General features: G+C 67.6%; 14 protein-coding genes. 11 read left to right on the top strand and 3 right to left on the bottom strand.

Annotated elements, in window-relative coordinates; all coding sequences use genetic code 11:
• Positions 1–4: 4 nt before the first annotated feature.
• Genes IC40_RS0114740 through IC40_RS0114730 form a run of 3 tightly spaced genes read left to right on the top strand, consistent with a single transcriptional unit; the run spans position 5 to position 1,725 of the window.
• Complete coding sequence (locus IC40_RS0114740) at positions 5–391, top strand: PPOX class F420-dependent oxidoreductase (protein ID WP_030135475.1); 387 nt, start codon at positions 5–7, stop codon at positions 389–391.
• Positions 391–1,287 carry a formyltetrahydrofolate deformylase gene (purU, locus tag IC40_RS0114735; protein ID WP_030135474.1) on the top strand — a complete coding sequence of 299 codons (897 nt, stop codon included), beginning with the start codon at positions 391–393 and terminating at the stop codon, positions 1,285–1,287. Before IC40_RS0114740 ends, purU begins: the two co-directional genes overlap by 1 nt.
• Positions 1,288–1,338: 51 nt before the next feature.
• Positions 1,339–1,725, top strand: coding sequence for a PPOX class F420-dependent oxidoreductase (locus IC40_RS0114730; protein WP_030135473.1), 387 nt, complete (start codon positions 1,339–1,341; stop codon positions 1,723–1,725).
• 28 nt (positions 1,726–1,753) lie between these two features.
• On the opposite strand, the gene IC40_RS0114725 is transcribed toward IC40_RS0114730, so the two are convergent.
• The gene (locus tag IC40_RS0114725) at positions 1,754–2,371 is read right to left on the bottom strand and encodes a TetR/AcrR family transcriptional regulator (protein ID WP_030135472.1); all 618 of its coding nucleotides are present in this window, start codon (positions 2,369–2,371) and stop codon (positions 1,754–1,756) included.
• 102 nt (positions 2,372–2,473) lie between these two features.
• Between IC40_RS0114725 and IC40_RS0114720 the strand changes: the two genes are divergently transcribed.
• From IC40_RS0114720 to IC40_RS0114700, 5 genes are all read left to right on the top strand, one after another.
• A complete protein-coding gene (locus IC40_RS0114720) occupies positions 2,474–3,646 on the top strand; it encodes an aromatic ring-hydroxylating oxygenase subunit alpha (RefSeq protein ID WP_030135471.1) in 1,173 nt (390 codons plus the stop codon).
• A 105-nt stretch (positions 3,647–3,751) separates the two neighbouring features.
• Positions 3,752–4,264: an FxsA family protein gene (locus IC40_RS0114715; protein ID WP_030135470.1), complete on the top strand. Its 513-nt coding sequence runs from the start codon at positions 3,752–3,754 to the stop codon at positions 4,262–4,264.
• 12 nt (positions 4,265–4,276) lie between these two features.
• Positions 4,277–5,875, top strand: coding sequence for an amidohydrolase (locus tag IC40_RS0114710; protein WP_030135469.1), 1,599 nt, complete (start codon positions 4,277–4,279; stop codon positions 5,873–5,875).
• Entirely contained in the window at positions 5,868–7,622 is a 1,755-nt protein-coding gene (gene lnt / locus IC40_RS0114705; RefSeq protein ID WP_030135468.1) for an apolipoprotein N-acyltransferase, read from the top strand. Before IC40_RS0114710 ends, lnt begins: the two co-directional genes overlap by 8 nt.
• The gene (locus tag IC40_RS0114700; RefSeq protein WP_030135467.1) at positions 7,619–8,422 is read left to right on the top strand and encodes a polyprenol monophosphomannose synthase; all 804 of its coding nucleotides are present in this window, start codon (positions 7,619–7,621) and stop codon (positions 8,420–8,422) included. The genes lnt and IC40_RS0114700 overlap by 4 nt, the downstream gene beginning before the upstream one ends.
• Before the next feature lie 45 nt (positions 8,423–8,467).
• On the opposite strand, the gene IC40_RS0114695 is transcribed toward IC40_RS0114700, so the two are convergent.
• Positions 8,468–8,803 (bottom strand): RNA polymerase-binding protein RbpA, encoded by a 336-nt coding sequence (locus IC40_RS0114695; RefSeq protein WP_030135466.1) that lies wholly within the window; start codon positions 8,801–8,803, stop codon positions 8,468–8,470.
• A gap of 144 nt (positions 8,804–8,947) precedes the next feature.
• Here IC40_RS0114695 and IC40_RS0114685 point away from each other — a divergent pair, with 144 nt between their 5' ends.
• Positions 8,948–9,307 carry a hypothetical protein gene (locus IC40_RS0114685; protein WP_042509716.1) on the top strand — a complete coding sequence of 120 codons (360 nt, stop codon included), beginning with the start codon at positions 8,948–8,950 and terminating at the stop codon, positions 9,305–9,307.
• 4 nt (positions 9,308–9,311) lie between these two features.
• On the opposite strand, the gene IC40_RS0114680 is transcribed toward IC40_RS0114685, so the two are convergent.
• On the bottom strand, positions 9,312–10,028 hold the full coding sequence (locus IC40_RS0114680) for a hypothetical protein (RefSeq protein ID WP_030135464.1): 717 nt from the start codon (positions 10,026–10,028) through the stop codon (positions 9,312–9,314).
• Positions 10,029–10,105: 77 nt separating this feature from the next.
• Here IC40_RS0114680 and IC40_RS0114675 point away from each other — a divergent pair, with 77 nt between their 5' ends.
• Positions 10,106–11,617, top strand: coding sequence for a carboxylesterase/lipase family protein (locus IC40_RS0114675; protein ID WP_030135463.1), 1,512 nt, complete (start codon positions 10,106–10,108; stop codon positions 11,615–11,617).
• A 52-nt stretch (positions 11,618–11,669) separates the two neighbouring features.
• Positions 11,670–13,583, top strand: coding sequence for a primary-amine oxidase (locus IC40_RS0114670; RefSeq protein ID WP_030135462.1), 1,914 nt, complete (start codon positions 11,670–11,672; stop codon positions 13,581–13,583).
• Positions 13,584–13,604: the final 21 nt, after the last annotated feature.

The following is a 13,604-nucleotide window of genomic DNA, read 5'->3' as shown; positions in this document are numbered from 1 at the left end:
GCGCATGGCTCTCACCTTCGCCGACGTCGCCAAGGCCGACTACGTCCTGCTCACCACCTTCACCAAGGACGGGCGCGGAAAGCCCACCGCGATCTGGGCGGTGCCCGACGGGGATCGGCTGCTGGTGGTGACCCAGGCCGGCTCCTGGAAGGTCAAGCGGATCCGCAACACCCCCCGGGTGACGGTGGCCGTCTGCGATCGTCGCGGCAATCCGAAGAGTGAACCGGTCGAGGCGGTGGCGGCCATCCTGGACGAGGCCGCGCTGCGCCGCACCTATGACGGGATCGCTCGGCGCTACGGCATCGTGGGCAAGCTGTTCGGCCTGTTCTCCAAACTCCGTGGCGGGATGAAGAACAACGTCGCGCTGGAGTTGCGCGCGGCCGACTCCTGATGACCTCGAGTTATCCGACGGGCACGTCGAAGTCGGCACGGCACAAGGACATCGGCAGGCTCTTGTTGCGCTGTCCGGACCGGGCCGGCATCGTCGCCGCGGTCTCGACCTTCCTCACCGAGGCCGGCGCGAACATCATCTCTCTCGACCAGCATTCCACCGAGGCCGAGGGCGGCACCTTCCTGCAGCGCACCGTGTTCCACCTCCCGGGGCTTGCCGCTGCCCGGCCGGAACTGGAGGCCCGGTTCGCCGAGCGGATCGCGCCCGAGTTCGATATCGATCACCGGTTCACCGATGCCGCCACCCCCAAGCGGGTGGCCATCTTCGCCTCGACGGCCGACCACTGCCTGCTCGACCTGCTCTGGCGCAATCGTCGCGGTGAACTGGACATGTCGGTGGTCATGGTCATCGCCAATCACCCCGACCTCGCCGACCAGGTGCGCCCGTTCGGGGTGCCCTTCGTCTACATCCCCGCGACGCGTGACACACGCGCCGAGGCCGAGGCGCGCCAGCTGGAACTGCTCAAGGGCAACGTCGACCTCGTCGTGCTGGCGCGTTACATGCAGATCGTCACGCCCGGGTTCCTGAATCAGATCGGTTGCCCGCTGATCAACATCCACCATTCGTTCCTGCCCGCGTTCATCGGCGCCAACACCTATCGACGGGCCAAGGAGCGCGGTGTAAAGCTGGTCGGCGCCACCGCCCACTACGTGACCGAGGACCTCGATGAAGGCCCCATCATCGAGCAGGACGTGGTGCGCGTCGACCACACCCACACCGTCGAGGATCTGGTGCGCCTCGGCGCCGATGTCGAGCGCGCGGTGCTGTCCAGGGCGGTGCTGTGGCATTGCCAGGACCGGGTCGTCCGCCACCACGGTGAGACCGTCATCTTCTGAGTGCCCATCATCTTCTGAGTGCCCGGCGTCCCGGCGTGGTGAACTGTTGCCATGGCTCCGACATTCGATGAGGTCTACCGCGAGAAGTACCTGCTGCTGACCACGTTCACCAAGGACGGCAGGCCCAAGCCGACGCCGGTGTGGGGTGTGCCGCACGAGGGCAAGCTGTTGATCAGCACCGATGACGGATCGTGGAAGACCAAGCGGATCAAGAACACGCCGCGCGTGACCATCCAGAAGTGCGGAGTCCTCGGCAAGGTCAAGGGTGAACCCGTCGAGGCCGTCGCCCGCAACCTGCCGAAATCCGAGACCCGCCGGGTGTTCGACATGGTGACCCGGCGGTACTGGTGGCACGCCTGGTGGTGGATTCCGCAGGCGCTGATCCGCGGCGGGGTGGACAAGGTACATGCCGCCATCGAGGTCAGCCCGGTGGACTAAAGGGCTCAGGTGTCGAAGGGCTCAGGTGTCAACGAGCGGTGCGATCCGCACCCGATGCCGCGAGCACGGCGGGGGCGACCCACCGGTGCAGGAATCCGCGAAGTTCGGTGCCGCGGCGGCTCGGGCCCTCGGGATCGAGGATGAACGACTGTAATACGCGCAGCATGAACTCGATGAGTTCGTCGAAGCGCTCTGCGGTGAAACCCGATGCGGCCCAGTCGACGTCGAAGCGCTCCAGGATCGACCGTCCGAACGCGATCGCCACATCGGCGGTGACGCCGACGGCGAAGGCGCTGGCCCGTCCGGGATGCATGACCAATCCCAGGTACCGATCGTGCGGTAGCTGTTCCAGGGTGTAGGCGATGCCCTCCACGACCGCGACGGTCGGGTCGTCGATCGCATGGAGATCTGCGGCGAGGCGGTCGAGGAAACCGCCGACTGAGGCCAGGGCGGTCGCCTGCAGCAGCGAATCCTGGGTCGCGAAATAGCGGTAGACCGTCTGGCGTGTGATTCCCAGGGCGGTCGCGACATCGGAGATGGTGACCGACCCGCGCTCGTCGATGCAGGCGCGGGCGGCGTCGATGATGCGGCGTGCGGCCTCGTCGTCGTCGGCGGGGATGTCACCGCCCCATCCGTGTCTGCGCATGCAGGCATCGTGCCATCCCGACGCGCACAGGGAAGAGCTTCATCGCTGAATCAGAAGTGGAATCAGAACATACAAATGATCTCTGATGTATGTTCTGAATTCATGACCACATCGATCGGAACACCGGTGAGCAACCGGGACGAGGAACTGACCCGTCGCGCCCTCGCACACGCCATCGGCAAGACCACCGATATGGCCGAGCGTGAGCTGCGGGTGCCGCTGCACTACTACCGCGACCCCAAGGTCACCGAGGTCGAAGAGTCCCAGATCCTGCGCAGGGTGCCGCTGGCCATCGTGCCGAGCGCGCAGATCGCGGGCATCAACGACTACGTCGTGCGGTCCGTGCTCGGTGATTCGCTGCTGGTCACGCGCGACCGGCACGGCCACAGCCACGTCTTCCTCAACTACTGCAGGCACCGCGGGGCGATGCCGGCGTGCGGGTCGGGCAACGCGTCCCGTTTCGTCTGCCCCTACCACGCCTGGAGCTACCGCAACACCGGCGAGCTGTTCGTCGTCCCCGGCCAGGCTGGATTCGATTCGATGGACAAGGCCGACTACGGATTGGTCGAACTGCCCAGCCAGGAGCGGCATGGCTTCATCTGGGCCGTGCTGACCGCGGACGCCGATATCGATGTCGACACCCACCTCGGCACGCTCGGCCCCGAGCTCGCACTGCTGGATTACACCTCCTACGGCTATCACGGCGAGAAGGAATTCCAGTCCCAGGTGTCCTGGAAGGGTGCACTGGAGGCGTTCGCCGAGGGCTACCACTTCCCGTTCGTGCACGGCGAGAGCGTCATCGGCCAGAACACACTGGCCAACACCGGTGTCTATGACGAGTTCGGCCGACACCACCGAATCGGCTTCCCGTTCAACTGGATCCGCAACCTCGCCGACGACCCGTCAGGGTCGTGGGATCCGCACATGAACATGGGGGTGATCTACTGGATCTACCCCAACCTGATTCTGGCCAACAGCCCGGTCGGCGTCGAGATCATCGACATGTTGCCCGCCGGGGAGCCCACCCGGTGCACCGTGCGGCACAGCTGGATGAGTCGGGTGCCCGCCGAGAACGACGAGATGCGCGCCACCTACGACCTGATCTTCGAGGGCGTGCACGCAGCCGTGCGCGATGAGGATTTCGTCATGCTCCCGCAGTGCGGTGAGGGCGTTCGCCACGCACAGCACGATCACATGATCATCGGCCGCAACGAGATAGGTGTGCAGCACATGATCACGGTGTTCGCCGCCGAGCTGGGCATCGCGTTGACCTGACCGGGCCTTGACCTGACCGGGCCCTGACCTGACCGGGCCTGACCTGACTGGACAGTGGCGATCCAGGAACCCGCACGGCACCCCGTACGTTGACCGGACATGGCAATGCGGATGTTCCTGATCTACGTACTGGTCGAACTGTCCGTGGTGGTCGGGCTGGTCTCGGCCATCGGCTTCGGCTGGACGGTGCTGGCGATCATGGTCACCTTCGTGGTCGGCCTGGCGCTGGCCGGTTCCCAGGTCACCCGCCACCTCGCCCGACTGCAATCCGCGCTGAACTCGCGCTCGGCCTCCGGCGCGCTGGCCACCGACAGCGCTTTGGTGGCGCTCGGCGCGGTGCTGGTCGTGATCCCGGGGCTGGCCAGCACGCTGCTCGGTGCGCTGCTGTTGCTGCCGCCGACCCGCCGCATCGCCCGGCCGATCGCCGTCGGGATCGTCGGTCGCAAGCTCGCCGCCACCCCGGTCGTCACGGTCTACCCGGGCGGTTTCGGCCGGGCGCAGCGCCGCGCTCCCGAGTACGTCGAGGGTGAGGTCATCGATGTCGTGGACGTCGACGGATCGTCGTCGACGCGCCCCGATCCGACTGCGCTGGACTACCGGGTCATCCGCAACGATTAACGTGTCTCCTTCGTGACGACACTGTTGATCAACGGCCGGGTGCACAGTCCCGCCGCACCCGACGCCACCGCGATCGCCTTCGGCGACGGACCGGACGGCACCGTCATGTGGCTGGGTGCCGATGACACGGCGCAAGCGGAGTTCCCCGACGCCGAGGTGGTCGATCTGGACGGCGCGTTCGTGGCCCCGGCATTCGTCGACAGCCACGTCCACCTGACCGCGACCGGACTGAGTCTGACCGGGCTGGACCTGCGCTCGGCCACCTCTCGGCCACATTGCCTGAGCCTGCTCGCCGCCCACGCCGCCGCCCATCCCGACGGCATCATCTGGGGTTCCGGCTGGGACGAGTCGGACTGGCCCGACCGCACGCCACCGAGCACCGTCGAGATCGACGGAATTCTCGGCGACCGCCCTGCCTACCTCAGCCGTGTCGACGTGCACTCCGCGGTGGCCTCCACCGGTCTGCGGTCCGCGGCCACCGGGCTTGAGGTGGCTACGGGCTTCGATCCCCAGCGACCGCTGACCGCGGCCGCCCATCACCTCGTCCGCGCGGCCGCCCGCGAGATGCTGACACCCCGGCAGCGGCGCGATGCCCAGCACGCCGCGCTGGATGCGGCCGCCGCGCACGGTATCGCCGCCGTGCACGAGTGTGGTGGCCCCGATATCGGCGGCCGCGAGGACTGGGATGCCGTGCTCTCGCTCGAACACGGCGTACAGATCACGGGCTATTGGGGCGAGGCCGTCGACAGTGCGGCCGCCGCCCGCGACCTGATGGCGTCCACCGGCGCCGCGGGGCTGGCCGGTGACCTTTTCGTCGACGGCGCGCTGGGGTCACGCACGGCATGGCTGCACGAGCCCTACGCCGATGCGAACCACACGTGCGGCAATCGCTACCTCGACAGCGACCAGATCATCGCGCATCTGCATGCCTGTACCGAGGCAGGTGTCCCGGCGGGGTTCCATGTCATCGGTGACGCCGCCGTCAGCGAGGTTACCGCGGCGGTGCGGCAGGTCGTCGAGCGGTTCGGGGGTCCGGCGGTCGCCCGCTGCGGCCACCGGCTCGAGCATCTGGAGATGGTCGATTCCGAACAGGCCGCCGATCTCGGGCGATGGGGGATCATCGCCAGCGTCCAGCCCGCTTTCGATGCGCTCTGGGGCGGTCCCGAGGGCATGTACGCGCAGCGGCTCGGCGCCGATCGTGCCGCGCTTCTGAATCCGTTCGCGCTGTTAGCATCTCAAGGCGTGCCCCTCGCCTTCGGCTCAGACAGTCCGGTGACCGGGCTCAACCCCTGGGAGGCGGTCCGCGCGGCTGTCCAACATCGGACCCCGGGCAGTGGGATCTCTGCTCGCGCAGCGTTCTCGGCGGCCACCCGCGGAGCATGGCGGGCCGGGGGAGTGCGCGACGGTGTGACCGGGACGCTGGTTCCCGGCGCCCCCGCCAGCTACGCCATCTGGGAAACAGGCCCGCTGGAGGTCAGTACCCCCGCCAACGACGCGGCCGCGCGGTGGTCGACCGATCCGCGGTCGCGGGTGCCCGCGCTGCCGAACCTGGACGGGGTGCTGCCACGCTGCCTGCGGACTGTGCATCGAGGCGTGGTGCTGTATGGGTGACGGCGAGGCCGGCCGGTTCGCCCACTACACCGACATCGTGCGGCGTGCGCTGGTCGCGCGCTGGTCTCGCCTGCTGGCATCGATCGCAGGTGGGGCGCTGCTGTATTTGAGCTTTCCGCCCGTCGGCTGGTGGTGGACGGCGTTCCCGGCGCTGGCGCTGCTCGGTTGGGTACTGACCCGCGCCCGGACGACGCGCGCCGGCGGGTTCGGTTACGGCCTGCTGTTCGGGCTGGCCTTCACCCTGCCGCTGCTGCCGTGGATAGGGCTGTTCGTCGGCACCGGGCCGTGGCTTGCGCTGGCGCTGTTGGAGGCGCTGTTCCCGGCGTTGTTCGGTCTGCTCGCGGTGCTGGTGCGGCAATTGCCCGGTTGGCCGGTGTGGTTCGCCGCGGAGTGGGCGGTCCAGGAATGGCTCAAATCGACGGTTCCGTTCGGTGGGTTCCCCTGGGGCGTGGTCGGTTTCGGACAGACTGACGGCCCATTGCTACCGCTGGCGCAGGTGGGCGGGGCGCCGCTGGTGTCGGTGGCCACCGCGCTCGTGGGGTTCAGTCTCACGGCGCTGACGCTGGAGGTCGTGCTGTGGTGGCGACACAGCCACCCGAACCGACCCCGGCGTGCCGGCGGTGTCGACGCCGCCCGCCCGGAAGCCGTGCTGCCCGGCATGTGCATCTGCGTGGTGCTGCTGGCCACCGCGCTGGTCTGGCCGGCGGTGCGGCAATCGGGTGTCGGCGCCGGAGATCACCCCACGGTGACGGTGGCCGCCATCCAGGGCAACGTGCCGCGGCTCGGGCTGGACTTCAACGCCCAGCGTCGTGCGGTACTGGACAACCATGTCGCGGAGACATTGCGACTGGCCGACGAGGTGCGCGCGGGACGCGCACCCCAGCCCATGGTCGTCATCTGGCCGGAGAACTCCTCTGATATCGACCCGCTGCGCAACACCGACGCCTCGGCGGCGATCTCGGAGGCCGCCCGCGCGATCGGTGCACCGATCCTGGTCGGGACCGTGCTGGCCGCGCCCGATTACACGCCCACCCAGCCGGTTACCACCAACTCCGTCCTGGTCTGGGATCAGGAGAACGGGCCGCAGGCCCGCCACGACAAGCGCATCGTGCAGCCCTTCGGTGAGTACCTGCCCTGGCGCGGCTTCTTCCGCAAGTTCTCGTCCTATGCCGACCGTGCCGGCTATTTCGTCCCAGGCACCGACAACGGTGTCGTTCAGGCGGCGGGGATCCCCATCGGTGTCGCCACCTGCTGGGAGGTGATCTTCGACCGAGCGGTCCGCGAATCCGTGCTCGGGGGTGCGCAGTTCCTCGCGGTGCCGAGCAACAACGCGACCTTCGACGAGACCATGAGCCGCCAACAGCTGGCGTTCGCCCGGCTGCGGGCCGTCGAACACGACCGCTATGTGGTCGTCGCGGGAACCACCGGTATCAGCGCCGTGATCGCCCCCGACGGGCAGGTGGTGGCACGCACCGAGTGGTTCGAACCCGCATATCTGGATTCCGTGGTGAAGCTGCGGTCCGATATCACCTTCGCCACCCGCTGGGGGCCGGTGGTACAGGCGGTGCTGGTCGGGATCGGCCTGGCCGCTGTGCTCGCCGCGATGCTGCATAATCGGAGATTCGCAAGCGGGAGCAAGGCCGCCGCCAGCAACACCGGAGACCGACGGCGGGAAGCCGACGCCGCCGCATCCGGGCAGGTCCGGGAGCAATCCGCCCAGAGCAGTGAGGATGAGAAGAAAGCATGAGCACGACCGATAACCAGGAGCAGGACTCCGGCTATCCCGCTTCTCCCAGTCGGCGGACGCTGGTGATCATCCCCACTTACAACGAGCGCGAGAACCTGCCGCTGATCGCGGCCAGGGTGCGCGCCGCCACACCGGACGTCCACATCCTCGTCGTCGACGACGGCAGCCCGGACGGCACCGGCCAGCTCGCCGACGAACTGGCCCTGGCCGACCCGGACCGGGTGCACGTCATGCACCGGGTCAGCAAGGACGGTCTCGGCGCGGCTTATCTTGCGGGATTCGCCTGGGGGCTGGGCCGCGGATACTCGGTCCTCGTCGAGATGGACGCCGACGGCAGTCACGCTCCGGAGGAGCTCGGCAGGCTGCTGGACGCGGTGGACGCCGGTGCTGACCTGGTGATCGGTTCGCGCTACGTGCCCGGCGGCGCCATCCGCAACTGGCCGCGGCGGCGCTTCGCGCTGTCAAAGACCGCCAACACCTACGCCAGGGTGCTGCTCGGGGTGAACATCAACGACATCACCGCCGGCTACCGCGCCTACCGCCGTGAGGTATTGGAGAAGATCGACCTCTCGGCCGTCGACTCCAAGGGCTACTGCTTCCAGATCGATCTGAGCTGGCGCGCCATCAACGCCGGATTCAAGGTGGTCGAGGTCCCGATCACGTTCACCGAGCGCGAGCTCGGGGTGTCGAAGATGAGCGGATCCAATATCCGCGAGGCCATGGTCAAGGTGGCCGAATGGGGTCTGCGCGGCCGGATCGACCGGGCCCGCGGTGTCACCAGCAAGCCGGCACAGCTCTAGCGGACCGGCGCAGTTCCAGGGGAACTGCGCCGGACCCGGTGGCTGTCAGCCGCGACGCTTGGTCTTGATGATGTCGAGGCGCTCCTTGAGCAGTTCCTCGAGTTCTTCGACCGACCGACGCTCGAGCAGCATGTCCCAGTGCGTACGGGGCGGCTTGACCTTCTTGGGCTCGGGAACGTCACCGTCGATCAGGGTGCCTTCCATGCCGTTCTTACACGGCCAGGTGCCCGGGATCTCCGCGTCATCGGCGAACGGAACCTCGAATTCCTCGCCGTTGTCGGTGCGGTAGCGCGCGACCTGACGCGGTGCCAGGTCGTGGTTGCGATCGGTTTCGTAGCTCACGGCACCGAGGCGGCTGCCCCGCAGGACTCGATCAGCCATCGTCAACTCTCCTTTGACACGCGCAATTGTTCCGGAGGATCAACGCAGCAGATACCCGATTGGTTCCCCGGCGTCCTCCGACTCGACTGATCAGGATACGGCAGATGCTGCGATCACCCGGCCGGGCCGTCTACAGTCGCCCCCGTGACTTCTGCTACGCCGGGCAGTTCGGCCACCCGCCGGCGGGCACGGCCGCAACCGTGCCGTTGGTGTGGCCGTGAGGTGCCCGACGCCGGGATGGGCCGACGCCGCCAGTACTGCAGGCAATCCTGTCGCCAGCGGGCCTATGAACAACGCGCGCAGGTCAAGGGCACCTCGGTGGCCCCGGACGCCGTGGTGCTGTCGGCAGAGGAAGCAGCTGACCTGTCCGATCGGCTTTATCAACTGCGCTGTGCCGCCGAGGATGTCACCACCGCGGTCGAGGAGGGCGCCACGGCCGCTGAGCTGTTGGTGCTGTGCCAGGACCTGCTCGGGGCGGCGAAGGCAGCCGACGGCTGGCGCTGACCGGTCAGCAGGACAATCGGATACCGATCCCCGGCTGCGGGCGGTCCCGGACAAGGCATCCGTATCCGGTGATGCCGTCGGCGCCCATCCGCACCGCCGAACGCTGCGCGTAGTTCACACATACCAGCGCCGCGGTGCCGGCACGACACCGCATATCGCCGAACGTCAACGATGCCCCGACGGGTAGGACGGCACCCGCGCCGTCCCGGAAGGGACCGGGGTCGCCGCGAACCGACCCGATCTCCACCGCCGAGCCGTCGAAGTCGACCCAATCGCCGCGCCACACCGTGATCGCGTCGGGTGGTCGTGGCGGCGGGTCGTCGAGGTCGACGAGGCACGCGAGGGTGCCTGCCCGATACCCGGAGGTGCTGACGCAGTTGGTGACCGCGGTGGTGAACGCCACCCCGCCGACGGCCGCGGTGACCCCGGCACGGGCCATCGTGGTGTATCGGTCGGCGGGTGCGGCGGTACCCGCTTCGACCCATGCGATGACCTCGGTGAGGTCGGCCCCGGCCGCTGGAACGCCCGGCTTCGTCGACGTGGTGGTCGTCGGCTTGGTCGTCGGCTTGGTCGTCGCCGATGTGGTGGTGCGCGGCGGGGATTGGGCGGATCCGGTGGTCTTCGGTGCGACTGTCAGCGGGGTTCGGCCGGTATCCGCACCATGACCCGCCGAACACCCCGCCACCAGCGCAGATGTCACCGCCAACAACACCCATCGCATGCGGTCAGGGTAGCTGGCGGCGTGGCGGGGGCCCGCAAGACGCGGCACGCACCAGGTTTTTCGATAACGTCGGCATCATGCACCAGCAGACGATCCGGGCCCGGATCAGCACGGGCACCGTCGAAGGGTTCACCAAAGACGGTGTGCACCGCTGGCGGTCCATCCCGTATGCCAAGGCCCCGGTGGGCCCGTTGCGATTCCGAGCACCCGTACCTGCCGACCCCTGGCCCGGGGTGCGGTACTGCCACGGGTTCACCTATTGCGCGCCGCAACAGAAGATGTACACCCTGCTCGGCGTCGGCAAGTACCAGCCGATGAGCGAGGATTGCCTGACGCTGAACGTGGTGGCACCCGAGCATCCGGACGGCGACGAACCGCTGCCGGTGATGTTCTTCATCCACGGCGGCGGCTACATCCTCGGCAGCTCGGCGACGCCGATCTACGACGGTGTCGCGCTGGCCAAACGGGGCTGCGTCTATGTCTCGGTGAACTACCGGCTCGGCCCGCTGGGGTGTCTGGATCTCTCGTCGCTGTCCACCCCGGAGCATCCCATCGACGACAATCTGTTCCTGCGCGATCTGGTGCTGGCCCTGCAATGGGTCCGGGACAACGCCGCGGTGTTCGGCGGCGATCCCGACAACGTGACGATCTTCGGTGAGAGTGCCGGCGCGCACGCCGTGGCAACGCTGATGGCCACACCGGCGGCCGCCGGACTGTTCCGGCAGGCCATCGCCGAGAGCCCCGCCAGCGGGATGGCCGGCAGCGCCGAGGTGGCTGCCAGGTTCGCCGACGATTACGCCGCCCTGCTCGGTGTCCGTCCCTCCGAGGGCGCGGCCGCGGTGATGGCGGCCAAGCCGGCGCGGCTGATCGAGGCCATGGATCGGCTGATGATCGACGGGATGAAGGCCATGCGGGGAGCGTTCCCGGTGGGTCCGACGTTCGGCACCGAGATGTTGCCGAAGGATCCGGTGGTGGCGATGCGCGACGGTGAGGCGCACCAGGTGCCGCTCATCGTGGGCACCAATGCCGACGAGGGCAAGCTGTTCACCCGCTTCCTGCAGTTGTTGCCGACCACCGAGCCGGCGATCGAGATGTTGCTCGCCGACAGTGATATCGAGGTGCGTGAGCGGATCACCAGCGCCTATCCCGGATACCCGAGCCCGTCGGCGTGTGTGCGGCTGGGCGGGGACTTCGCCTTCGGCACCGCGGCCTGGCAGATCGCCGAGGCGCACGGTGCACACAGCCCGACCTACGTCTACCGCTACGACTATGCACCGCGCACTTTTCGGTGGTCCGGTCTCGGCGCAACGCATGCGACCGAGCTGTTCGCCGTATTCGACATCTACCGAACGCGTTTCGGGTCGGTGTTGACCGCGGCCGGGGACCGTGCGTCGGCCGCCCGGGTGAGCCGAAACGTCCAGCGCCGGTGGGGCGAGTTCAGCCGCACCGGCACGCCGGGTGAGGGCTGGCCGCGGTACGACGAGGGTATGCGGGCGGTGCTGGTATTCGACCGACAGACCAGGCTCGAGTACGACCCGCACGCCGACCGCCGCCAGGCCTGGGAGGGTTTCACACTGGCCGCCAGGTAGCGATTGGCGGCAACTGCGTGCGCGGCGGGCCAGGGTGTGATTGCGTGTGCCGATGACACATCCGCTGGACCCGCTGGGCCACGACGAATTCAGTGCTGTCGCCGCGATCTTGGGACGCGTTCACGGTGTCGGGGAGGGTTGGCGATTCGCCTCGATCGAACTGCTCGAACCCGATAAGGCCGAGTTGCGGGATTTCGAGGCCGGGGGAGCACGACCCGCGCGTCGGGCGCAGGCGGTGTGCCTGAACCGGGCTGCCAACAGCACCCATCGGGCCATAGTGGCACTCGACGACGAGCGGGTGGAATCCTTCGAGCTCGTTCCCGGCGTGCAGCCGAACTTCACCGTCGACGAGTTCAACGAATGCGACGAGTTGCTGCGCACGAACCCCGAACTGCTCGCGGCGCTGGCCCGCCGGGGCATCCACGACATCGACCTGGTGTTCTTCGACACCTGGACCTACGGAGATGCCGTTGCCCCTTCGGAATTCGCGGACCGTAGGCTGGGCTGGTCGGACACCTGGCTCAAGGACGGGCCCGGCATGAATCCGTATGCCCACCTGATCAGCGGGCTGCACTGCGTGATCGACGTCAACGCGATGGAGGTGCTGCGCGTCGAGGACGGCGAGCACATCGAGATCCCGGTGGTGATGGGTGAGTACGCACCCAGGCACATCCCGGAACGTCTTCGCGCAGCACAGCATCGGGAACCGTTGACGCCCCTGCACATCACCCAACCCGACGGACCGTCCTTCAGCCTGGACGGGAACCTGTTGCGGTGGCAGAACTGGTCACTGCGCGTCGGGTTCAACTATCGCGAGGGCATGGTGCTGCATTCGGTGCGCTACCGCGACGGGGACCGTGATCGATCGGTGGCCCACCGGCTGTCCTTTGCCGAGATGGTGGTGCCCTACCGGGACCCCTCTGCCGATCACTACCGGCGCACGGCATTCGACATCGGTGAGTGGGGACTGGGTTTCATGACCACCTCGCTGACGCTGGGTTGTGACTGCCTCGGCGAGATCAGATACCTGGACGCGGTACTACACAACAGCAAGGGCGAGCCGTACACGATCGACAACGCGATCTGTATCCACGAGGAAGACAATGCGGTGCTGTGGAAGCATGTCGACCACCACGCCGGTGCCGAGGTACGCCGCATGCGCCGGCTGACGATCTCGTTCCACGTCACCGTCGCAAATTACGAGTACCTCGTGTATTGGCGGCTGTATCAGGACGGCAACATCGAATGTGAGGTGCGTGCCACCGGCATCATGGTGACCACACCGTTGCCCGCCGGCGCGGCGAGCCCCAACGGCACCCTCGTCGACGAGCGCACCTACGCGCCGTTCCACCAGCATTTCCTGGTGGCACGGCTCGACCTGGACGTCGACGGGCCGGACAACACGGTCTACATGTCCGAATCGTTCGCCGAACCCATCGGTCCGGCCAACCCGCACGGGTTGTCGCTGGTGACCCGAAATGTCGCGTTGCGCACCGAGGAGGAGGGCAAGCAGGACGTCGATTTCGGCACCCAGCGCGGCTGGAAGGTCGTGAACACCAATGTGCGCAATGGGCTGGGCACCCACCCCTCCTACAAGTTGGTGCCGACCGGGGCGATACCGGCGATGTTCGACCCGTCCGCCCCGGTGTTGCAGCGCGCCAACGTCATCGGGCACGCGTTGTGGGTGACACCCAATCGGGGCGAGGAACGCTGGCCGGCAGGTGAATTCGTCAACCAGTCGGCAACCGACACCGGGCTGGGTGAATGGACCAAGGCCAACCGGTCGATCGAGAACACCGACGTGGTGCTGTGGTACGTCTTCGGCATCCATCACATCACCCGGCCGGAGGACTGGCCGGTCATGCCGGTGGACGTGGTGTCGTTCTGGCTGAAGCCGTTCGGTTTCTTCGATCGCAATCCGGCCTTGGATGTGCCCCCGACGCCGACCGAATGCCATAAGAGTTGACACCTGTCATATGTGATCGGC

The sequence above is a fragment of the Mycolicibacterium neoaurum ATCC 25795 genome (assembly GCF_000691525.1).
GTDB lineage: Bacteria > Actinomycetota > Actinomycetes > Mycobacteriales > Mycobacteriaceae > Mycobacterium > Mycobacterium neoaurum.
Note: the sequence above shows the minus strand (reverse complement) of the source record. Positions and strands in the feature narration are given on the sequence as shown.